The organism is Xanthobacter flavus, assembly GCF_017875275.1.
Classification (GTDB): domain Bacteria; phylum Pseudomonadota; class Alphaproteobacteria; order Rhizobiales; family Xanthobacteraceae; genus Xanthobacter; species Xanthobacter flavus_A.
On record NZ_JAGGML010000001.1, the window covers coordinates 4,120,434 to 4,142,401 of the forward strand.

Below are 21,968 nucleotides of genomic sequence, written 5' to 3' on the forward strand. Positions count from 1 at the left end.
AGTGGGGGCGGACGTGGCCAGCAGGATTCTTCAGGTGATGGGCTTGTTTCGCGGGCGCCCATGGCCGCTGACGGTGGAGGACATCGCGCAGGAGACGGGCGTGTCCCAGAGTTCCGCCTATCGCGACGTGCAGGAACTTTGCCGGGCCGGCTTCCTCGATCCGGTCATCGGCGCGGGCTATGTGCTCGGCCCCGCCTTCATCGAGTACGACCGGCTTCTGCGGCAGGGGGACACGCTGATCCCCATCGCCTCGCGGGTGATGCGCGACCTGCTCGACCAGACCACCCAACGTGCGACGGCCATCCTGTGCCGGCGCTATCGCGACACGGTGATGTGCGTCCATCAGGAGCACGGCAGCGCGCCCCATCCCATCACCACCTACGAGCGGGGCGTCGCCATGCCGCTCTTCGCCGGCGCGTCATCCAAGGTGGTGCTGGCGCATCTCGACGACCGCTCCCTCAAGCGGATCTATCTCGACAACGAGGACATCATCCGCGCCCGGCTCGGACATGGCGACTGGAAGGCCTTCAAGGCCGAGGTGCGGGCCATCCGCCGGGACGGGGTGGCGGAGACGGTCTCCGAGGTCGCGGAGGGGCGCGCCGGTGTCGCGGCCCCGGTGCTCGTGAACAAGCAGGTCATCGCCGGGGTCAGCCTTGTGCTCGCGGCCGAGGACCTCGCCGGCGCCTCGCCGGCCATCCGCGCCGCGGTCATCGACGCGGGGCGGCGGATTTCCGAGGAGATCGCCGGCAGCGGCACGTGGGTGGCGCGGTAGTTCGGCCCTTAAAATGAGGCGGGGCGGCTCCAGCAGATGGAGCCGCCCCGGTCGGACTTCAAATCGCGTCGCTCAGACCAGCGCGCGGGGGTCGTGCCGGGCGAGGCGGGAGAGCAGGTAGTCCACTTCCGCCCGCGCGGTGGCGGAGAGGGACGAGCCCGGCTTGCGCTGGGCGTCGGAGGCGATGAAGCCGCGCTTCATCATCACATATTTGCGCACCGCGAGACCGACGCCCTGCTGTTGCTCGTAGCGCAGCAGCGGCAAATGCGCGTCGAACAGGTCATGCGCCGCCTCCCGCTCGCCGGCCTTCTGCAACTTCACGACATCGCCCAGCATCTCGGGGAAGGCGTAGCCGGTCATGGCGCCGTCCGCCCCGCGCTCCATCTCGAAATCGAGGAACAGCGCGCCGTTGCCGGTGAGGATGGAGATGGGGCGCATGGAGCCTTCCTTCTGGAAGGCGCGCAGCGCCGAGATCTTCTCCAGCCCCGGCCAGTCCTCGTGCTTCAGCATCACGCAGGAGGGGTTCTCCTGAACGATCTGGCGGATGACCTTGGGCGTCATCTGCACGGTGAGGGTGAGCGGATAATCCTGGATGACGAAGGGGATATCGTCGCCGATGGCCTCGATGGCCTGCCGGTAATAGCCGGTGATCTGGTCGTCCGTGCGCAGGCTCGGCGGCGGGGCGATCATGACGCCCGCCGCGCCCTTGTCCATGGCAGCGCGCGCCAGCCAGCGCATGGCGGCAAGGCCCGGCGCCGAGACGCCGACGATGACCGGCAGCTGGCCGAAGCCGGCGATGAAGCGCGCGGTGACGGCAAGCGATTCCTCCGGCTCCAGCTTGGGCGCCTCGCCCATGATGCCGAGCACCGTGACGCCGGTGGCGCCGGCTGCGAGATAGCGCGCGATCAGGGTGTCGAGGGAGCCCTCGTCGATCTTCCCGTCCGGCGTGAACGGGGTGGGGGCGATGGGGAACAGGCCGGAGGCGCTGGCGTCGAGAAGCATGATGAACCCGATCAGATGCTGGCGATGAGGCCGCCATCCACGCGGATGACCGAGCCGTTGACATAGGACGAGGGCGTGCCGGCGAGGAAGGCCACCACGTTGGCATATTCCTGCGGGTCGCCGTAGCGGCCGACGGGGATGGAGGCCGTGCTTTCCGCCGACACCTCCTCCACGGAGCGGTTCTCGCGCTCGGCCTTCTTGGCATCGAGGAACTTGATGCGGTCGGTGGCGATGCGGCCGGGCAGGATGATGTTGGCGGTGATTCCGTCGCGCGCCACCTCGCGGGAGAGCGTCTTGGACCAGCCCACCAGCGACAGGCGCAGCGCGTTCGAAATGGCGAGGTTGGGAATGGGCGCCACCACGCCGGAGGAGGTGGAGGTGATGATGCGGCCCCACTTGCGCGCGCGCATGCCGGGCAGCACCCGGTCGGCGATGGCGATCACCGAGAGCACCATGTCATTGAAGCTCTTCGCCCACAGGGCCGGGTCCTGGCCGGCGGCCGGCGTGGGGGGCGGGCCGCCGGTGTTGTTGACCAGCACGTCCACCGGGCCGAGCTTCGCCTCGATCTCGGCGATGCGCGCATCGATGCCCGCAAGGTCGGAGAGGTCGAACTTCAGCGCCATCGCTTCTCCGCCAACGGCCGCGATGCGCTCCGCCACCGCACCGGCGGCGGCGAGGTCGATGTCGCCCAGCGCCACCTTGGCGCCTTCCGCCGCCAGCGTCGCCGCGATGGCGCTGCCGAGCCCGCCGCCTGCGCCGAGCACGAGGGCCGTCTTGCCTTTCAGTCCGAGATCCATGGGTCTTCCTTCGTCATGTCGGCGCGCGGCAGATCCGTCCGCGGGCATTCAGTCGGCGATGGCCAGCCGGCCGGAGGCCGCCGTGCCGGCGGTGCGCGCGAGGTAGTCGGCCTTGCTGTACTGCATGTGATCGACGCAGAGCTGCGCGAGCGCCCAGCTGTCCGTTCCCTGCAGCAGCTCGATCATGATGTCGTGCTGGCGGCGGGAGAGCTGGAGGCCGGCGTGGTCGGCGAGATTCTTGGCGCGCATGGGCAGGGTATAGCCCATGTAGTCGTGCAGCGTGCGCACGAGATAGGGATTTCCGCAGCCCGAGAACAGCGTCAGGTGGAACAGGTCGTTGGTCTCGTGGATGCCGCGCAGGTTGCCGGCGTCGGCGTTGCGGCAATAGTCGGCCTGGATCTCCTTGAGGCGGGCGATCAGCTCCGGCGGGGCGGGCAAAGGGATCATCAGCGCCGCCTGCCGGGTGAGCATCTCGCGCACCGCATAGATCTGCTGCACCTCCTGCGCCGAATAGGAGCAGACCGTGGCGCCCACATTCTTCTCGCGCCGCACCACGCCGGTGCGCTCCAGCTGCACCAGCGCCTGGCGGATGTAGTGCCGCGAGGCGCCGTAGCGCGCCATCAGCGTGTCTTCCACCAGCCGCGAGCCGGGGGCGAAACGGCCGAAGATGATGTCATCCTCCAGCCGGCGCTGGACCTCGGCCTGCTCGTCGGCGCGGGATGCGGGTAGGGACGCTTCGCTCATGCGGCGCTCCTGTTCGCCGTCTCGAATCCGGAAAGCCTGTAGCAGTCTTCCACCAGCCGCAAGGTCTCCAGATTGTCCTCGGGCGACGTCTCGAAGGCCGCGCCGCTCTCAAGGCACCCGACGAAATGGGCGATCGTCGCGGCATAGGAGCCGAGATAGGTCGCCTCGGGATCATAGTCCAGCCGCTCGGCATGGGGGCCGGCGAGGCTGAGGGTGGAGCCGTCGAGACGCAAGGTTCCGGCCTCGCCGAGGATGGTCAGCCGGTCCGCCTGCTGCGGCGGCACGCCATAGGCCGCGAAGCTGGCGAAGATGGAAACGCCGGCGCCGTTCGCGGTGGAGAGCTGGATGACGGCGCCATCCTCGCCCGCCATGGCATTGCAGGTGCGGCTGAGGGCGGCGGCCTCCACCTTCAGCGGACCGAGCAGCATGCGCAGGGTGTCGAGGTGATGGATCAGCACCTCCGCCACCAGCATCCGCCGCTCCTCGCGCATGAAGGGCTGGCGCTCCAGCGCCTGGAACCTCCCCTCCGCGTCCGGCACGGTGCCTGATGTGACGAGGGAGACGTGGGCAGCGCGCACCGCGCCGATGCGCCCGGCGCGGAGCCATTCGGCCGCCTGCCGGTAGTAGGCGCGGAAACGCCAGTTCTCATGCACCATCAGGCGCACCCGCCCGCCGATGTCCGCCACCAGTTGCTCCGCCTCCGGCAAGGTCGGAGCGAGGGGCTTCTGGCACAGGATGGGCAGGCCATGCCGGGCGGCGATGCGGGCGAGTTCCGCATGGACGGCGCGGGGCGCGGCGATGTCCACCGCATCGAGGCCGCCGGCCGCCAGCATCGCCTCGGCGCCGGTGAAGACGGCGGGAATGCCGAAAGCATCCGCCCGCTCGGCGGCGCGCTCGGCGGACGGGTCGGCGATGGCCACGACTTTCGCCGCCTCGCCCAGCGCCGCCCAGCCCCTGAGGTGATGCTGGGTGACCCAGCCGGCGCCGATCAGCCCGACGCGAAGCGGCGCGGCCATCAGTGCGTCCTCCGCTGCACGGCGGCGCGAACGGCGGCGGCGCCGGTCTCCAGCGGGGCGATGGCGTCGCCCGTCTCGGCGTCGAACAGATAGGCGGCGTCGGCCCGGAAGAACAGCTCCACCGTCTCGTCCGGCGTGGCGGTGACGTGGCGAGGCAGGCGGGCGGTGATCTCGCCGCCGCCGGGCAGTTCCAGCAGGAGCAGCGTCTCCGCCCCCAGCGGCTCCACCGCGATGGTGCGCCCGGTGACGCGCCCGCCCGGCGCGCCGTCGAGGGCGGCGGGATCGATCGCCATGTCCTCCGCGCGCACGCCCACCGTCACCTTGCGGCCGTCCCGCGTCTGAAGCACACCGTCGCTCCAGCGGGCGAGCGGCGCATCCAGCGCCGGGCTCGCGGCGCGGCGGGTGGCCGCGGTGAGCGTCGCATCCATGAGGTTCATGGGGGGCGAGCCGAGGAAGCGGGCGACGAAGGTGTTGGCCGGCTGCCAGTAGACATCGAGCGGCGCGCCGATCTGCGCCACCTTGCCGGCGTTCATCACGCAGATGCGCGTGCCCATGGTCATCGCCTCCACCTGATCGTGGGTGACGTAGATCATGGTGGAGCCGAGGCGGTGGTGCTGCTTGATGATCTCGCTGCGGGTGTTCACGCGCAGCGCGGCATCGAGGTTCGACAAGGGCTCGTCGAACAGGAACACCTGCGGCTCGCGCACCATCGCGCGGCCGAGCGCGACGCGCTGGCGCTGGCCGCCGGAGAGGGCGCTGGGCTTGCGCGTCAGCAGCGGCGCGAGGCCGAGGAGCGCCGCCACCTCCTTCACCCGCCGCTCGATCTCGCCGGCCGGAATGGCCCGGCGGCGCAGGCCGAAGGCGAGATTGTCGGCGACGCTCATGTGCGGATAGAGCGCGTAGGACTGGAACACCATGGCGATGTCCCGGTCCTTGGCCGGCACGTCGTTGACGACGCGCCCGTCGATGGAGAGCGTGCCGCCGGATATGGTCTCCAGCCCCGCGATCATGCGCAGCGTCGTGGACTTGCCGCAACCCGAAGGGCCGAGCAGCACCATGAACTCGCCGTCGTCGATGGTGAGGTCCACGTCCTCCACCACGACGGGGCCGCCGCCGCCATAGCGCTTCACGATCTTGTCGAGTTTCACCACTGCCATGGCAGCCTCACTTGATCGCGCCGGCGGTCATGCCGCGGATCAGCTTTTCGGAGAAGAAGACGTAGACGACGATGACCGGGATGACCGAGATCATGACGCCGGTGGCGATCATGCCGATGTCCTGGAAATGGTCGCCCATGAAGGCGCGGATGCCGATGGGCAGGGTGCGCTTGTCCGGATCGGTGATGAGCACCACGGCGAACAGGAACTCGTTCCAGAGCTGGATGAAGTTCAGGATCAGCGTGGTGGCGATGGCCGGCATGCCCACGGGAAGCACGATGCGCCAGAAGATTTCCAGGTCGCCGTAGCCGTCCATCTTGGCCGCGTCGAACAGGTCCTGCGGGATGCGGGCGAAGAAGCCTTCCAAGAGATACACGGTCAGCGGCAGCTGGAGCGAGATATAGACCAGCGCCAGCCCGAACAGGCTGTTGTAGAGATTGTAGTCCACCAGGATCTGGTAGAGCGAGATCAGGGTGATCTGCGGCGGGAAGATGATGGACGAGAACAGGATGCCGTAGATGATCCGGTTGCCCCGGAAGCGGTAGCGCGCCAGGGCGTGGGCCGCCGCGGCGCCGATGAAGGTGAGCACCGCCACCGCGCCCACCACCACGAGGGTGGAGTTCCAGAAATAGGTGGCGAAGTCGGAATCCACCCAGGCGGTGCGGAACTGGTCGAGGTGCATCGGGCTCGGCCAGGCGTAAGGGTCTGCGCTGATCTCCGCCGTGGTGCGCACCGACATGGTGGCGAGCCACAGGAACGGCCCGAGCTGGTAAATGGTGTAGACACCCAGCACGAGCGCGAGGATGCCCCGCGAGAACAGGCGCGGCAGCGGCGCGCGGCCGGCGTTGGCGGCGAGGGTTGCGGCCATCTCAATACTCCAGCCGCTCGCGCGAGCCGAGCACGCGGTTGAGGATGATGACCGCGGCGCACACCACCAGGAACCACACGGTGGCAATGGCGGAGGGATAGCCGAGGTCGAAGGTGTTCCAGTTGAAGGCGCGCTTGTAGACGTAGGTGGAGACCGTCTCCGTCGCCCACAGGGGTCCGCCCTGGGTCATGATCCAGACGAGATCGAAGACTTTCATCTTGCCGATGAAGGAGAGGATGTAGAGCGACAGCAATGTCGGCCGCAGCATGGGGATGATGATGTAGCGCAGCTTCGCGCCCCAGCCGCAATTGTCGAGGTCGGAGGCTTCCAGAACTTCCTTGGGCAGGGAGTGAATGGCCGCGAGGCACACCACCATGTTGAAGCCGGCCCACTTCCACGCATGGGTGACGATGACGGCCCCGAGCGCGAGGTTGGGATCGCCCAGCCAGGAGGAGGCGAGATCGCCGAGGCCGACGGCCCGGAGCATCACGTTCAGCACGCCCCAGTCGTAATTGTAGATCCACATCCACAGGATCGCGACGACCACGTAGGAGAGCAGCACCGGCGTGAACCAGGCGACGCGCAGGAAGCGCGCGAAGGGCACGCCGGCATAGAGCGCGAGGGCGAGGAGAAGGCCGGTGGCGACATCGATGACGGGAGCGACGAAGGACCAGATGAAGGTGTTGCGCACGGCGACCCAGAAGGTCTCGTCGCCCATCAGCTCGCGATAGTTCGAAAGGCCGACGAAGGTCGCATCCATCCCCTCGATGGTGAAGAAGCTGTCAAAGATGGTGCGGAAGGCCGGATAGGCCGTGAGCCCGCAATAGACCAGCAGAGCCGGCCCGAGAAAGATGGCGAGGACCAGCCGCGTGGCGCGCCTGGGGTCGGCGAGGGTGGCACGCGAGGAGGCTTTCGCCTCCCCGCTCTTGGCCGCGGTTCGGATGGAAATGGCGTCGGGCATCGCTCACTTCTTCAGGCAGGCGGCGTCCATCTTCTCCGCCGCATCCGCAACGCTGATGAGGCCGGCGGGGAAGGCGTTGTTCATGACCTGGATATAGGTCTCGGCGCACTTGGCCCGATAGTAGAGCAAGGGCGTGCCGAAGAAATAGGTCACGTCCTTGTTGCGGGCGTTCAGCTCGTCGAAATAGGCCTTGTGGGGGCTGACGATCTTCGCCGGATCGGACTTGAGCCCGCTCTGCAGCGACACCTCGCTGATCCACTTGGTGCCATTCTCGGCATTGGCCATGGACTTCAGCAGCGCGCCGGCGCAATCCTTGTTCTTGCCCTTGGAATACATGACGAAGCTGCCGGCCACCGCCAGCGTCTTGCAGTTCGGACAGGCGCCCTTGTCCATGGCCGGGAACTTCATGATGCCGAGCGGGAAGTTCGCCGGCATGCCGCCCTTTTCCGGCGCGGCGAAGGCGCGGCCGGTGAACCAGCTGGGATCGGGGAAGGTGAGGGAGCCCGGAGAATTGTAGAAGTAGAAGTGGGACTCGCCGAGCTTCAGGGTGGAGAAGCTCTTGGGATAGGCGCCGGCGTCCACCAGTTCCTTCACGAAGGTCATCACCTCCTGCACGCGCGGGTCCTTGAAGGACAGCTCGCCGTTGAGGAGCTTCATGTAGTCATCCGGCCCGAGCTTGCGCAGCAGGGATTCGAACAGCAGCTGCCCGCCCGGGAAAGGCCGGTCGCCCACGCCCTGCGACACCGGCGTGATGCCGGCAGCGACGCCCTTCTTCACCAGGTCGGTGAACTGCGCCTGCGTCAGCTGGAAGGAGGCCGGCACGTCCACGCCCACCTTCTTCACCAGATCCTTGTTGTAGTAGAGCTCGACCGTATAGGCCTCCACCGGCACGCCATAGACCTTGCCCTTGGAGGTCCAGGCGGGCTTGGCCCAGTCTTCGAGGCCGTTGAGGTCGATATAGCCGTCGAGGGGCTCCAGGAAGCCGCCGGCGAGGAATTCCGGCTGGTCCGGCTCCATGTAGAAGATGTCCGGGGCCTGCCCGGTGCGCACGGCGGATTTCGCCTGGGTATAGATGTCGGCCTTGGGGATGAAGCTGAGCTTCACCGTGCACTGCTTGTTGGCGGCCTCGAACTCCTTCACCCGCGCCGTCACCCACTCCTTCTTGGCGGGCTCGTCAGGCCAGTTGCTCCACATGGTGATTTCGGTCTGCGCGAAGGCGTGGCCTCCGCCCATCGCTGCCGTCATGGCGATCGCCGCGCACAGGCCGCGGCCCCACGACGTTTTTCCAGCGCCTCGAATGCTCGTCATCCACGTTCCTCCCGCTAAGTCCCGTTATGCCCCGGGTTTGCGGGGAGACTGGGCGGCGGTCGAGTTATTGTCAATAATGATTCCGAAGATGGGCGCAATTTTCATCTCAATGCGCTTATGAAGGCGTATATTATTGACAATCAAACCCAGCAGGGAAATTGTCCGCTTTCAGGTCGGCGATGATCGGCACGAGGAAGGCGAGGATGGCGCGGGGACTGCGAAAAGGATTGACGAGCTACGGCGACGACGGGTTCGCGCTGTTCCTGCGCAAGGCCTTCATCAAGGCCATGGGCTATTCGGACGATGCGCTGGACCGGCCCATCGTCGGCATCACCAACACCTACAGCGATTACAACCCCTGCCACGGCAACGCGCCGCAGCTCATCGAGGCGGTGAAGCGCGGGGTGATGCTGGCCGGGGCCATGCCCATGGTGTTTCCCACCATCTCCATCCACGAGAGTTTCGCCCATCCAACCTCCATGTTCCTGCGCAATTTGATGGCCATGGACACGGAGGAAATGATCCGCGCCCAGCCCATGGACGCGGTGGTGGTGATCGGCGGCTGCGACAAGACCCTGCCGGCGCAGATCATGGCGGCGGCGAGCGTGGATTTGCCCACCGTGGTGGTCCCTGTCGGCCCCATGGTGGTGGGCCATCATCGTGGCGAGGTGCTGGGCGCCTGCACCGATTGCCGGCGGCTGTGGAGCGCGCACCGGGCCGGCGAGATCGACGAGGCGGAGATCGATACGGTCAACGGCCGCCTCGCGCCGTCGGTGGGCACCTGCATGGTCATGGGCACAGCCTCGACCATGGCCTGCATCACCGAGACGCTCGGACTTTCCCTGCCCATGAGCGCGTCGATCCCCGCGCCGCATGCCGAGCGCGTGCGGCTCGCCGAGCAGAGCGGCAAGGTCGCCGCGCGGCTCGCGGTGGAGGGCGGCCCGAAGCCGAGCGAACTCCTCACCCCCGCGGCCTTCCATAATGCGCTGGTGGTGATGCAGGCCATCGGCGGCTCCACCAACGGCATCATCCACCTCACCGCCATCGCCAACCGCGCCGGCGTGCGGCTGGAGCTGGAGACGCTGGACGCCATCGGCCGCGAGGTGCCGGTGCTGGTGGATCTCAAGCCCTCCGGCGCGCACTACATGGAGCACTTCCACCATGCTGGCGGCGTGCCCAAGCTCCTGAAACAGCTCGGTGATCTCATCGATCTCGACGCGCCGACGGTGCACGGCGGCACCCTGCGCGAGATGGTCGAGGCCGCCGAGGAGGTGCCCGGACAGGATGTCATCCGGCCCCGCTCCAACCCCATCAAGGCGCAGGGCTCCATGGTGGTGCTGCGCGGCAATCTCGCGCCCGGCGGCGCCATCCTGAAGCAGGCGGCGGCGAGCGAGCGGCTGCTCCAGCACACCGGCCGCGCATTGGTGTTCGATTCGGTGGCCGACATGGCCGCGCGCATCGATGATCCCGACCTCGACGTGACCGCCGAGGATGTGCTGGTGCTGCGCAACACCGGCCCCAAGGGCGCGCCGGGGATGCCGGAGGCGGGCTATCTGCCCATCCCCAAGAAGCTCGGGCGGCAGGGCGTGAAGGACATGGTGCGCATTTCCGATGCCCGCATGAGCGGCACCGCCTTCGGCACCATCGTTCTGCACATCACGCCGGAATCGGCGGTGGGCGGGCCTCTGGCATTGGTCCAGAGCGGCGACATGATCCGCCTCGACGTGGAAGGCCGGCGCATCGACCTTCTGGTCGCGGAGGACGAACTCGCCCGCCGCCGCGCCGCCCTCGCGGACGTGCCCGAGCGGCCGCTGCCGGAGCGGGGCTATGCCCGGCTGTTCCAGCAGAGCGTGCTGCAGGCGGACGAGGGCTGCGACTTCGACTTCATGGTCCCGCGCTGAGGCGCGCGAGCATGAGCGCCGACGCTCCGCTCTGCCTGCCGCCGCGCCCGATCACGACGCCGCCGGCCGAGCGCGTGCTGCCGAACGGCGCCTGCGACACGCACATGCACGTGTTCGGCCCGCCCGAGCGCTATCCGCTGGTCGCCGGCCGCAACTACACGCCCCAGCCGGTGATGTTCGATGCCTACCGGCCGGTGATGGCGGCGCTGGGCATCGACCGCGCGGTGCTGGTGCAGCCGAGCGTCTACGGCACGGACAATTCCGCTTTGCTCGACACGCTGCGGCGTGATCCGGCGCAGTTGCGCGGGGTGGTCGTGGTGGCGCCGGAGGTGAGCGACGCGGAACTCGCAAGGCTGCATGGGCTGGGCGTGCGCGGCATCCGCGTCAACCGGCGCAATCCCGGCGGGCTCTCGCTGGAGGACCTGGCGCGCCTTGCCGCCCGAATCGGGGCATTCGGCTGGCACATCCAGCTTCAGGCGGTGATCCGCGAAGGCTTCAGCCTCGCGCCCATCGTGCGCGCCTGCCCGGTGCCGGTGGTGCTGGACCATATGGGCTTCCTCACCCCCGGCCTGCCGCTCGCGGGCGGCCCGTTCGGCGAGGTGCTGGAGCTGGTCGCCGAAGGAAACCTCTGGGTGAAGCTCTCCGCGCCCTACCGCCTGTGCCGTCGCGAGCCGGACGGCTACGCGGCGCTCGCGCCCTACGTGGCTGCGCTGATCGCCTGTCGCAGCGACCGGATGCTCTGGGCCAGCGACTGGCCGCACACCGAGCTGTTCGAGGCGATGCCTGAAGACCTCGACCCCGCTCTCCTGCTCGGCCTCGACCGTGCCGATCCGGACACGCGCCGCCGCATCTTCGTGGGCAATCCCGCCGCGCTCTACAGCTTCGACTGAGATCAGCCCAATATCTCGCCCATGAACTTCTCGAAGCGCGGATCGTCCGCATAGGCGACATTGATGCGCAGAGACGGCCGGCGCGGCTCGCTGTCGGGATGAAACACCGCGCCCGGCGCCAAGAGGATTCCCCGCTCGGCGGCGCGGCGGGAGAGGGCGCTGTCGTCCAGCCCTTCCGGCAGTTCGCACCACAGGTAGAAGCCGCCGCCGGGCGGGCCGAAGATGGGCAGGCCGAGCCGGCCCAGCGTCGCCTGCGCCTGATCGGTCGCGGCGGACACGCGGCCGCGCAAGCGCTTGAGGTGGCGGCGATACTGGCCGGACGTGATGAGGTCGTGGACGATGCGCTCCACGTATCCGGAGGAGTTCACGCTCGTCACCATCTTGAGCGCGCCAAGACGCTCGATGAGATCGGCGGAGGCCACCACATAGCCGCAGCGCAGGCTCGCCGAGAGGGTCTTGGCGAAGGTGCCCACATGGATCACCCGCTCCAATTGGTCCAGCGAGGCAAGGCGCGGATGCGAGGCGGGGAGGATGTCCGCGAACGGGTCGCTCTCCACCACGAGCAGGCCGTGGCGGGTGGCCACCTGCAGCAGGCGATAGGCGACCGCCGGCGTCAGGGATGAGCCGGTGGGGTTGTGCGCCAGCGACTGGGTGAAGAACAGCTTGGCGCCGCTCTCGGCCGCCTTCTCCGCGAGGTCCGCCACGTCCGGCCCCTCCGGCGTGCGGCGGATGCCCAGCGTGCGCGCCTTGGCGAGGCGCAGCTTGCCGAAGAGGGGATAATAGCCGGGCGAATCCACCAGCACCGTTTCGCCCGGCTCGACCAGCATGCGGATGATCAGGTCGAGCGCGTGGTTCGCGCCCTGCGTCAGCAGCACCCGCGCGGGATCGGCGGCGATGGCGCGTTCCGTCAGGAGGCCGGCGATGGCCTCGCGCAGCAGTGGAAAGCCGAAGGGGCTGCCGTAGCTCGCCGGGAAGGGACGGCGGCCGGGGCGGTTGATGGGCTTGAGATAGCGCCCCACCTCCGAGCCTTCCATCCATGACGGGGGCGGGCGCCCGTCGCCGACGCGCACGTCGTAATGCTGCTCCAGCTGTTCGCGCAGCAGCCACACGCTGTCCACCGCCTCGATGACGGCAGGGGCGGCGGGCGGACGCACCGGCGCGGCGCGCGTGCGCATCACATAGAAGCCGGACCCCGGCCGCGCCTCGATGCGGCCCGAGGCGGCGAGGCGCTCATAGGCTTCCACCAGCGTGTTGCGCGACACGCCGTAGGCCGCGAACGCGGCCCGGATCGAGGGCAGTTTCTCCCCCGGCCGCACCTGGCCCGCATCGATACGGCGCGACAGCAGGCGGACCACCGCGTCCACCCGCGTCAGGCTCTCGTCTTCCTGGAGAAGCGTCTCAATCGTACCCATGAAATGAAGGGTACGGCTGCATCGTTTCCAACGCAAAGTGTTCCTTGCCGTACCCCTCGCCGCGGCGGAAAGTCCGCCCCAACTGGCACGCCACGCGCGGCCGACAAGAGACAGGGACGGAAACGCCGGAACCGCGCCACCCGAAATGGGTGCGGCGGGCCTTGCCTTCGCGCCTGCCTTGCGTCCGCCGCCCGGCGCTGCCGCGCGACCACAGGAAGGCCCGAAGATGACGATCGCCGCCGGCTCCAACCGTTCCTCCCGCATTGCCGGCTTTCACAAATTGAGCCCGCGCGACCGGCTCGATCTCGTCGCCGCCTTCGCCGGGCTGGACGAGACGCAGGTCGCCCACCTCGCCAACATGGGCAATCTCGATCCGGTGCTCGCCGACAAGCTCATCGAGAACGTCATCGGCACCATGAACATTCCGGTGGGCGTCGCCACCAACATGAAGATTGACGGCGAGGACGTGCTGGTCCCCATGGCGACGGAGGAATCCTCCGTGGTCGCCGCCGTCTGCAACGCGGCGAAGCAGGTTTACGAGACCGGCTTCCTCACCTCGGTCTCCGGCAATCTGATGATCGCGCAGGTGCAGGCGGTGGAGGTGGCGGACCCGGCCGGGGCGCGCATCCGCATCCTGGAAAAGCGGGACGAGATCAAGGCCGCGTGCGATGCCTGCGACCCGGTGCTGGTGTCGCTGGGCGGCGGCTTCCGCGACCTCGAGGTGCGCCTGCTCGATACGCCGTCGGGCACCATGGTGGTCACCCATCTCATCGTCGACACGCGCGACGCCATGGGCGCCAACGCGGTGAACACCATGGCGGAGAAGCTCGCGCCCTCCATCGCCGCGTGGAGCGGCGGGCGGGTCTATCTGCGCATCCTCTCCAATCTCGCCGACCGCCGTCTCGCCCGCGCCCGGGCGGTGTGGAAGGCGGCCGACATCGGCGGCGAGGCGGTGCGCGACGGCATCGTCTCCGCCTACGAATTCGCCGCGGCCGATCCCTACCGCGCGGCGACCCACAACAAGGGCATCATGAACGGCATTTCCGCCGTGGTGCTCGCCACCGGCAACGACACCCGCGCGGTGGAGGCGGGCGCCCATGCCTATGCCGCCCGCTCGGGCCGCTATACCTCGCTCACCACCTATGAGGTGGACAAGGACGGCAACCTTTCCGCCTCCATCGAGTTGCCGCTGGCGGTGGGCCTCATCGGCGGCGCCACGAAGGTGCATCCCACGGCGCGCGCGTGCCTCGCCATCCTCGGCGTCACCACCGCCGAGCGGCTGGCGCGCATCATCGCGGCGGTGGGGCTGGCGCAGAACTTCTCGGCGCTGAAGGCGCTCGCCACCACCGGCATCCAGAAGGGCCACATGGCGCTGCATGCCCAGAACATCGCCATGATGGCGGGTGCCGTGGGCGAGGAGATCGACCGCGTGGCCCGCCTGCTCGTGGAGCGGGCCAGCGTGCGCATGGACGTGGCGCAGAAGGTGCTCGAAGAGGTGCGCGGCAGCTGACCGTGGCGTTTCAAGAACAGTCAAAAGAACACACAAGGGAGAGAACCATGCTCAGGACAACCCGGCTCGTGCTCGCCGCGGGCGCCGCATTCCTCGCCGCGGCGCATCTCGCCGCGCCGACGCCCGCCCGCGCGGACATTCCCGGCAACAAGATCCGCCTCGGCGTGCTCACCGACCTGAACGGCAACGGCGCGGATTCCACCGGCACCGGCTCCGTCGTGTCGGCGCGCCTTGCGGCGGAGGATTTCAAGAAGGCCCATCCCGGCATCGAGGTGGAGGTGATCTCCCTCGATCACCAGAACAAGCCGGACGTGGGCTCCGCCGCCGCCCGCAGGTGGGTGGCGGACGGCACGGTGGACGCCATCCTCGACGTGCCCTTCTCCTCGGTGGCGCTGGCGGTGCAGGAGGTGGTGCGCGGCACCAACGTCGCCTTCATCGCCTCCGGCCCCGGCACGGCGTTGCTCACCGGCGAGAAGTGCTCGCCGAATTCCGTCCACTGGACCTACGACACCTGGGCGCTCGCCCACGGCACCGCCGCCGCGCTCCTGAAGGCGAAGAAGGACACCTGGTTCTTCGTGACCGCCGACTACGCCTTCGGCCACGCGCTGGAAGCCGACGCCATGGCCGTGGTGAAGGCGGCGCCGAACGGCAAGGTGCTCGGCTCCGTCCGCCATCCGCCGAACGCCTCGGACTTCTCCTCCTTCATCCTGCAGGCGCAGGCCAGCGGCGCGCAGGTGGTGGCCCTCGCCAATGCGGTGGGCGACACCATCAATTCGGTGAAGGCGGCGGCCGAGTTCGGCCTCACCCAGAAGCAGAGCCTCGCCGCCCTGCTGATGCAGCTCACCGACGTGCATTCCCTCGGCCTGCCGGTGGCCAAGGGCCTGTTCCTCACGGAAGGCTTCTACTGGAACATGAATGACGGCACCCGCGCCTATGCCGACCGCTTCGCGGCGCAGATGAACGGCCGCCGGCCCACCGCCAACCAGGCCGGCGTCTATTCCGGCGCGCTCCACTATCTGCGCGCCGCCGCTGCCGCCAACACCACCGAGGGCCAGAAGGTGGTGGCGAAGATGAAGGAGATGCCCTCCGACGATCCGCTGTTCGGCAAGGGTGAGGTGCGCCCGGACGGCCGGCACATCCACAACATGTACCTGTTCCAGGTGAAGATGCCGGACCAGTCCAAGGGGCCGTGGGACTATTACAACCTCGTGGAAACCATCCCCGCCAAGGACGCCTTCCGTCCCATGGCCGAAGGCAAGTGCCCGATGGTGAAGGGCTGAGCCAGCGCGCTCCGCACATCCGACTGAAATCGCCCCGGCCTGTCCATCAGGCCGGGGTTTTTTGTGCGGTCAGGCCGGCGCGCGGCGGCGGATGCGGCCGGAGGGGTCGGCGAGGCCGAGGAGATAGCGCCCCGCCTCCTCGATGTCGGCGACGATCTCCGCCTCGGCGCCAGCGCCGTCGCGGCGGCGGAGCGCGTCGAGGGCGGCCTGGTGATGGTCCGTGCCCTTCAGCAGCACCACATATTCGGGCACGACGAAGGAGAGGATCGGCCCGCAGCGCAGCCAGAGATTCTCGATCATCTCGTCGAGGAGGGGGATGCGGGCCAGCGCATAGATGCCGAAATGAAAGCGGCGGTGGACATCCAGATAGGCGTCCAGGGCGCGCCGCGCGATCATGTCCCGCATCTGCGCGAGCAGGGCGTCCAGCGCGTCGATGTCCGCCGGGCTTGCCTTGACGGCCGCCTCGCGGGCGGCGCGGCCTTCCAGCTCGCAGCGGACCATGGTGATATCCACGAGCGCGCTCTTGCGCAGGTCCGGCACCAGCGCCGAATTGCGCGGCCCCTGTTCCAAAACGCCCTGCGCCACGAGGCGGGCGAGGGCGTCCCGCACCGGGGTGATGGACGTGCCGAAGGTTTCCGCCAGCTGCCGCAGCACCAGCGCGCTGCCCGGCTCGAACCGCCCGGCCAGAAGCGCCTCGCGCAGCTGCGCATGGGCGCGGTCCCACAAGGGCTCGCGGGAGAGCCGGGAGAGGTTGCGGTCGGCGACGGTGGCTTGCGTGTCCATCTTCCAAGGGGAGCACTGGAAAAGCGCGTTGACAAGCAGCTTATATGTCGTTTGTTATAACAAACAACAAAAGGGAGACGCGCCAATGAAGCACAGCCTTGCCCTCGCCCGGGGATTTGCCCCGGCCCTCGCTCCAGCCTTGGGCCTCGCAGCCACGTTGGGGGCGGTCCTCCTCGCGTCCGCCGGGAGCGCCACCGCACAGGACAAGTTCCCGAGCCGCGAGGTGCGCCTCATCGTTCCGTGGAACGCCGGCGGCTCCAACGACATCGCCGCCCGCGTGCTGGCGCCGATCCTCGCCGAGAATGGCGTGCGCATCATCGTGGACAACGTGCCCGGCGGCACCGGCACCATCGGCATGGGTCGCGTCGCGAGCGCCAATCCGGACGGCTACACGCTGGGCATGGGCACCTCGTCCACCCTCTCCATGATCGCCCAGAACAAGACGCCGCTGCGCAACGACCAGTTCGCCGGCATCGCCCGCGTGTCCAGCGATCCTTTGATGCTGCTGGTGAAGACGGACGGGGCGAAGGACATCGACGCCTTCATCGCCCAGATGAAGGCCAATCCCGGCAAGGTCACCATCGGCACGCCGGGCAGCTACAACATCAACCACATCTTCGCGACCATGACCGCCAAGTCGGCGGGCGTCGATTATGTGAACGTGCCCTATCCGGGCGGCGCCAAGGTCATCACCGATCTCGCCGGCGGCCAGATCGACGCGGCGGTGCTGAAGCCGTCCGAGAGCATCGCGCAGATCAAGGCGGGGCAGGTGAAGCCCATCGCCATCTTCGACAACCAGCGCCTCACCGTCTTCCCCGACGTGCCGACCATGAAGGAGAAGGGCTTCGACGTCTTCCCCTACGGCCCGGTGGTGCAGATGGCCTACATCGTCGGCCCGGCGAAGATGCCGCCGGATGTGCGCAAGACGCTCATCGACGCCTTCCGCAAGTCGATCCAGGACCCCCGCTTCAAGACCTTCGCGGCGGAGAACGGCGTGCTCGTGGACGACCTCACCGGCGATGCCCTCGATGCCGAGGTGAACGCCGTCCAGAAGTCGCTGAACGCGGTCGCCACCCAGGTGTTCAAGGGCGCGGAATAATCTGAACGACGCCTTGGCTCCGTCATCCCCCGGCTCGTCCGGGGGATCCACGGCGGGGCCGGGCGGAATGGATGAGAAGCACCGCCCGGGCGGTGGAGTGGATGCCCCGGACGAGCCGGGGCATGACGAAACCAGGGTGCGGCCAGCCCGCACCTTCCTTCCGATTTTTCAGAAAGGGCGCGACGTGAGCGTCATCAAGAGTGTCCGGGCCCATGTCATGGCGGCGCCCGTCGAGAAGCCGTTCACCTCCTCGCGGGGCTGGCTCTACAAGACGCGCGGCACCTGTCTCGTGGAGATCGAGACGGCCGACGGCATCGTCGGCTGGGGCGAGTGCTACGGCCCCTCGGCGGTCGCCAAGGCCTTCATCGAGACCCAGTTCGGCCCGCGCATTCTCGGCCGCGACCCGTTTGACGTGGAGGTGATCTGGGAAGACCTCTACAACCGCATCAAGGACTACGGGAACAAGGGCATGTCGATTGCCGCCATCAGCGGCATCGACATCGCCCTGTGGGACATCATCGGCAAGAGCTGCGGCAAGCCGGTGCACAAGCTCCTCGGCGGCGCCTTCCGCACCGAGGTGGATTGCTACGCCACCGGCCTCTACTTCATCGATTTCGACAATCTGGTGGGCGAGGCGGTGGAGGAAGCCACCGGCTACGTGGACGAGGGCTTCAAGGCCATCAAGATGAAGATCGGCCTTGGCAACATCACCAAGGACTACGAGCGGGTGAAGGCGGTGCGCGACGCCATCGGGCCGAACATCCGCCTCATGGTGGATGCCAACCACGCCTTCTCCGTGCCCGTCGCCATCCGTCTCGGCCGCAAGCTGGAAGAGCTGGACGTGGAGTGGTTCGAGGAGCCCATCTCGCCGGAAGACATCGACGGTTATGTTGAAGTCGCCCGCGCCCTCGACATGGCGGTGGCCGGCGGCGAGAACGAGTTCACCCGCTGGGGCTTCCGCGACGCCATCGTGCGCAAGGCCATGGACATCGTGCAGCCGGACGTGTGCGCGGCGGGCGGCCTCTCCGAGTGCAAGAAGATCGCGGCGCTCGCCTCCACCCATGGCGTCGAGTGCGTGCCCCACGCCTGGGGCTCGGCGGTGGGCATCGCCGCGACGCTCCACTTCCTCGGCTCCCTGGCGGACCAGCCGCCGAGCCTGTTCCCGTTCGAGCCGCTGCTGGAGTTCGAGCAGTGCGAGAACCCGTTCCGCGATCACCTCGCCAAGGAGCCCATCGTGCAGGAGCGCGGCCGGGTGAAGATCCCCACCGGCCCCGGCCTCGGCATCGAGATCGACCGCTCGGTCATCGACCGCTACCGGGTGGCCTGAGCCATGCGCTTCGTGAGCTTCCGCCACGCCGGCGAAGACCGCGCCGGCGTGCTTGAGGGCGATGGCGCGGGTGCCGATGACGTGGTGTTCGACCTCGCCCATCCGGCCATGGCCGATGCCCTCGGCGGCGTCGCGCCCCATGTCCATGCCCTGATCCCCGCCGGCCTGCCCGAGGTGGTTGCGCGCATCGCGGCCCACGGGCTTTCCGATGCCGCGCGGCTCCCGGTGCGCGAGGTGGACCTGCTGGCGCCCTATGTGCCGCCGCGCATCTACGCGCTCGCCTTCAATTATCGCGATGCGCTGGCCGAACGCGGCATGGCGGCGCCGGCCGAGCCGGTGCTGTTCATGAAGCAGGCCTCCACCGTCGTCGGGCCGGGCGCGCCCATCCTTCTGCCCCCGGATATCGGCGGCTGCACCTATGAGGTGGAGATCGCCGCCATCATCGGCCGCCGGGCGCAGAACGTGGCCCGCGAGGATGCGCTCTCCCACGTCGTCGCCTATGCCGTCTTCAACGACATCAGCGCCAGCGAGATGATCAAGCGCGACGGCGGCTTCACCCGCGGCAAGAATCTGCCAACCTTCGGTCCCCTCGGCCCCTTCCTCGCCAGCGCCGACGAGATCGCCGATCCGCACGCGCTCGCCCTCTCCCTCGACGTGGACGGCACCCGGCTGCAGGAGGGCGTCTCCGCGGACCTCGTGTTCGACATCGCCGATCTGGTCTCCCGCCTCTCGCAGGCCCACACGCTGGAGCCGGGCGATGTGATCGCCACCGGCACGCCGGCCGGCGTCGCCGGCATGCGCAAGCCGCCGGCCTGGCTCAAGCCCGGCTCCGTGGTGCGTGCGCGTGTGGAAGGGCTCGGCACTCTGGTCAATCCCATCGTGGAAGGTGCGCCCTATGGCGAATGAGCGGCCGATCGTCTTCGCCACCAATGCGCTGCATCCGGACGGCGCGGCGCTGCTGGAGGGCGTTGCCGAAATCGTCGTCGGCCCCGACACCTCCGACGACACCCTGCGCCGCCTCACCCGCGACGCCGACGCGGTGATCGTCCGCGCCAAGCTGCCAGACGATGTGTTCGAGGGCGCGGAGCGCGTCCGGGGCGTGGTGCGGCACGGGGTGGGGCTCGACTTCATCCCCGTCGCGGCGGCGACCGCGCGCGGCATCCCGGTCGCGAACCTTCCCGGCAGCAACACGCAGACGGTGGCGGAATATGTGTTCTCCGCCCTGTTCCATCTGCGTCGGCCGCTGGCGCGTGTGGATGCGCGGCTCAGGGCGGACGGCTGGAACCCGGCGCGGGCGGTGGGCGACACCACCCGCGAGATCGCGGGTTCGACCCTCGGCATCATCGGGCTCGGCGCCATTGGCCAGCGCGTCGCGGCCATCGCGCGGGCCGGGTTCGGCATGCGCGTCATCGGCGCGTCGCGCTCCGGCGGTGCGGTCGAGGGCATCGAGGTGGTCGATCGGGAGGCGCTGTTCGCCCAGAGCGACGCGGTGGTCATCGCCTGTCCGCTGACGCCGCAGACCAGGGGCCTCGTGGACGGGCGCCTTCTCGCCCGGATGAAGCCGGATGCCGTGCTCATCAATCCCGCGCGCGGCCCCATCGTGGATACGCAGGCGCTCCTCACCGCGCTCAAGGCGGGGTGGATCGGCGGGGCCGCGACCGATGTCTACGACAGCCATCCCGTGCCGCCGGACAGCCCGCTCTTCGACCTGCCGAACCTGCTGATGACCCCCCACCTCGCCGGCATCACCGCCACCTCCATGCGGGCCATGAGCATCGGCGCCGCCGAGGAGGTGCTGCGCATCCTCAAGGGCGGGGAGCCGCAGAACCTCGTCAATCCCGATTACCGCGCCGCGCGCACCTGAACCGCGCCAACAGATTAGAGCATTTCCGGCGAATTCCGGTTCGCCGGAAATGCTCTAAAACTCTGATTAAACGCATTTTCTTCACGCGAACCGGAATCCACTTCGCTCGAAAATGCTTTAGAACCGAGAGAGCCCCATGCGCATCGCCTCCGTCCGTGCCGTCCCCGTCTCCTTTCGCGTGCCCGAGGGCAAGAACGTCACGCTGGGCATCGGCCGGGCGGTGAAGCGGGATTCCGTGCTGGTGCGGGTGGAGACGGACGAGGGCATCGTCGGCTGGGGCGAGGCCCATCACGGCCGCTGCCCGGGCGCGGTGGCGAAGCTCATCGACACCACCTTGTCCGAGCTGGTGCTGGGCATGGACGCGCTGGACGTGGTGGGCGTGTGGCAGAAGGTCTACCGCATGCAGCTCGCCAGCCACGGCATGGGCGCAGCGGCGGCCCTCGCTCTGAGCGGGCTCGACATCGCCTTGTGGGACATCCGCGGCAAGGCGATGAACGCGCCCATCCATCGCCTGCTGGGCGGCGCGCCGAAGAAGATCAAGGCCTATGCCGGCGGCATCTCGCTGGGCTGGCAGGATCCGGCGGCGCTGGCGGAGGAGGCGCAGTCCTACGTGGCGCAGGGCTATCGCGCCCTGAAGCTGCGCGTGGGCGACACGCCGCGCCGCGACATCGCGCGGGTGGAGGCGGTGCGCGCGGCGGTGGGGGACGAGATCGACATTCTCGTCGACGGCAACACCGGCTGCTCGCTCGACGACGTGCGCCGGGTGATGCCGGCCTATGAGGCGGCGAAGGTCGGCTGGTTCGAGGAGCCGTTCCCGCCCCACGATTACCGCAGCTACCAGGACGCCGCGAAGCTCGGCACCGTGCCGCTGGCGGCGGGGGAGAACCATTATACCCGCTTCGAGTTCACCCGCCTGATCGCGGACGGCGCCGTCTCCTTCGCGCAGCCGGACCTCTCCAAGGCCGGCGGCATCACCGAATGCCACCGCATTGCGGTGCTGGCCTCCGCCTGGAAGATGTCGGTGAACCCGCACACCTCCGCCACCGGCATCAATATGGTGGCGACGCTGCATTTGATGTGCGCGGTGGACAACCCCGGCTATTTCGAGGGCGACGTCGCCCACCACAACCCGTTCCGCGACGAGGTGTGCGGCCTGCCGTACCAGCTCGCGCCGGACGGCACCGTCACCTGCCGCGAGGGGCCGGGCCTCGGCATCGAGGTGGACGAGGCTTTCCTCGCCGCCCACCCGCTCATCGAGGGCCCGTGCTACGTGTGAC

General features: G+C 68.6%; 20 protein-coding genes. 10 read left to right on the forward strand and 10 right to left on the reverse strand.

Annotated features, from left to right (window positions below; all coding sequences use genetic code 11):
* The first annotated feature begins 13 nt into the window (after nucleotides 1-13).
* Nucleotides 14-772 carry an IclR family transcriptional regulator gene (locus J2126_RS25850; RefSeq protein WP_209488514.1) on the forward strand — a complete coding sequence of 253 codons (759 nt, stop codon included), beginning with the start codon at nucleotides 14-16 and terminating at the stop codon, nucleotides 770-772.
* Nucleotides 773-844: 72 nt separating this feature from the next.
* Here J2126_RS25850 and J2126_RS19520 read toward each other — a convergent pair whose 3' ends face one another.
* From J2126_RS19520 to J2126_RS19555, 8 genes are read right to left on the reverse strand one after another with little or no spacing between them, the layout of a single operon-like run.
* Complete coding sequence (locus tag J2126_RS19520; RefSeq protein ID WP_168458959.1) at nucleotides 845-1,774, reverse strand: dihydrodipicolinate synthase family protein; 930 nt, start codon at nucleotides 1,772-1,774, stop codon at nucleotides 845-847.
* A gap of 11 nt (nucleotides 1,775-1,785) precedes the next feature.
* Complete coding sequence (locus J2126_RS19525; protein WP_209488515.1) at nucleotides 1,786-2,571, reverse strand: SDR family oxidoreductase; 786 nt, start codon at nucleotides 2,569-2,571, stop codon at nucleotides 1,786-1,788.
* Nucleotides 2,572-2,619: 48 nt separating this feature from the next.
* On the reverse strand, nucleotides 2,620-3,315 hold the full coding sequence (locus J2126_RS19530; RefSeq protein ID WP_209488516.1) for a GntR family transcriptional regulator: 696 nt from the start codon (nucleotides 3,313-3,315) through the stop codon (nucleotides 2,620-2,622).
* Nucleotides 3,312-4,331 (reverse strand): Gfo/Idh/MocA family protein, encoded by a 1,020-nt coding sequence (locus J2126_RS19535; RefSeq protein ID WP_209488517.1) that lies wholly within the window; start codon nucleotides 4,329-4,331, stop codon nucleotides 3,312-3,314. The genes J2126_RS19530 and J2126_RS19535 overlap by 4 nt, the downstream gene beginning before the upstream one ends.
* Nucleotides 4,331-5,488, reverse strand: a complete 1,158-nt coding sequence (locus J2126_RS19540; protein WP_209488518.1) for an ABC transporter ATP-binding protein — start codon at nucleotides 5,486-5,488, stop codon at nucleotides 4,331-4,333. The genes J2126_RS19535 and J2126_RS19540 overlap by 1 nt, the downstream gene beginning before the upstream one ends.
* Before the next feature lie 7 nt (nucleotides 5,489-5,495).
* Entirely contained in the window at nucleotides 5,496-6,356 is an 861-nt protein-coding gene (locus J2126_RS19545) for a carbohydrate ABC transporter permease (protein ID WP_209488519.1), read from the reverse strand.
* Nucleotide 6,357: 1 nt separating this feature from the next.
* Entirely contained in the window at nucleotides 6,358-7,317 is a 960-nt protein-coding gene (locus tag J2126_RS19550) for a carbohydrate ABC transporter permease (RefSeq protein ID WP_209488520.1), read from the reverse strand.
* A gap of 3 nt (nucleotides 7,318-7,320) precedes the next feature.
* Nucleotides 7,321-8,625 (reverse strand): ABC transporter substrate-binding protein, encoded by a 1,305-nt coding sequence (locus J2126_RS19555; RefSeq protein ID WP_245327491.1) that lies wholly within the window; start codon nucleotides 8,623-8,625, stop codon nucleotides 7,321-7,323.
* A 203-nt stretch (nucleotides 8,626-8,828) separates the two neighbouring features.
* Between J2126_RS19555 and J2126_RS19560 the strand changes: the two genes are divergently transcribed.
* Together J2126_RS19560 and J2126_RS19565 are read left to right on the forward strand one after the other, a co-directional pair.
* Nucleotides 8,829-10,526, forward strand: coding sequence for an IlvD/Edd family dehydratase (locus tag J2126_RS19560; RefSeq protein ID WP_209488521.1), 1,698 nt, complete (start codon nucleotides 8,829-8,831; stop codon nucleotides 10,524-10,526).
* 11 nt (nucleotides 10,527-10,537) lie between these two features.
* On the forward strand, nucleotides 10,538-11,416 hold the full coding sequence (locus J2126_RS19565; protein ID WP_209488522.1) for an amidohydrolase family protein: 879 nt from the start codon (nucleotides 10,538-10,540) through the stop codon (nucleotides 11,414-11,416).
* Between the two features lie 2 nt (nucleotides 11,417-11,418).
* On the opposite strand, the gene J2126_RS19570 is transcribed toward J2126_RS19565, so the two are convergent.
* On the reverse strand, nucleotides 11,419-12,828 hold the full coding sequence (locus J2126_RS19570) for a PLP-dependent aminotransferase family protein (RefSeq protein ID WP_209488523.1): 1,410 nt from the start codon (nucleotides 12,826-12,828) through the stop codon (nucleotides 11,419-11,421).
* A 226-nt stretch (nucleotides 12,829-13,054) separates the two neighbouring features.
* On the opposite strand from J2126_RS19570, the gene J2126_RS19575 reads away from it, so the two are divergent.
* Nucleotides 13,055-14,338 carry a hydroxymethylglutaryl-CoA reductase, degradative gene (locus J2126_RS19575; RefSeq protein WP_209488524.1) on the forward strand — a complete coding sequence of 428 codons (1,284 nt, stop codon included), beginning with the start codon at nucleotides 13,055-13,057 and terminating at the stop codon, nucleotides 14,336-14,338.
* Nucleotides 14,339-14,385: 47 nt separating this feature from the next.
* Nucleotides 14,386-15,618, forward strand: coding sequence for an ABC transporter substrate-binding protein (locus J2126_RS19580; RefSeq protein WP_209488525.1), 1,233 nt, complete (start codon nucleotides 14,386-14,388; stop codon nucleotides 15,616-15,618).
* Nucleotides 15,619-15,687: 69 nt separating this feature from the next.
* Here J2126_RS19580 and J2126_RS19585 read toward each other — a convergent pair whose 3' ends face one another.
* Nucleotides 15,688-16,401 (reverse strand): GntR family transcriptional regulator, encoded by a 714-nt coding sequence (locus J2126_RS19585; protein ID WP_209488526.1) that lies wholly within the window; start codon nucleotides 16,399-16,401, stop codon nucleotides 15,688-15,690.
* 85 nt (nucleotides 16,402-16,486) lie between these two features.
* On the opposite strand from J2126_RS19585, the gene J2126_RS19590 reads away from it, so the two are divergent.
* The 5 genes from J2126_RS19590 (at nucleotide 16,487) to J2126_RS19610 (ending at nucleotide 21,967) form a co-directional block, all read left to right on the forward strand.
* Complete coding sequence (locus J2126_RS19590; RefSeq protein WP_209488527.1) at nucleotides 16,487-17,500, forward strand: Bug family tripartite tricarboxylate transporter substrate binding protein; 1,014 nt, start codon at nucleotides 16,487-16,489, stop codon at nucleotides 17,498-17,500.
* A gap of 184 nt (nucleotides 17,501-17,684) precedes the next feature.
* On the forward strand, nucleotides 17,685-18,827 hold the full coding sequence (locus tag J2126_RS19595) for a mandelate racemase/muconate lactonizing enzyme family protein (protein WP_209488528.1): 1,143 nt from the start codon (nucleotides 17,685-17,687) through the stop codon (nucleotides 18,825-18,827).
* Between the two features lie 3 nt (nucleotides 18,828-18,830).
* Complete coding sequence (locus J2126_RS19600; protein ID WP_209488529.1) at nucleotides 18,831-19,733, forward strand: fumarylacetoacetate hydrolase family protein; 903 nt, start codon at nucleotides 18,831-18,833, stop codon at nucleotides 19,731-19,733.
* Nucleotides 19,723-20,691 carry a hydroxyacid dehydrogenase gene (locus J2126_RS19605; RefSeq protein ID WP_209488530.1) on the forward strand — a complete coding sequence of 323 codons (969 nt, stop codon included), beginning with the start codon at nucleotides 19,723-19,725 and terminating at the stop codon, nucleotides 20,689-20,691. The genes J2126_RS19600 and J2126_RS19605 overlap by 11 nt, the downstream gene beginning before the upstream one ends.
* Before the next feature lie 136 nt (nucleotides 20,692-20,827).
* Complete coding sequence (locus J2126_RS19610) at nucleotides 20,828-21,967, forward strand: mandelate racemase/muconate lactonizing enzyme family protein (RefSeq protein WP_209488531.1); 1,140 nt, start codon at nucleotides 20,828-20,830, stop codon at nucleotides 21,965-21,967.
* The last annotated feature ends 1 nt before the right edge of the window (nucleotide 21,968 follow it).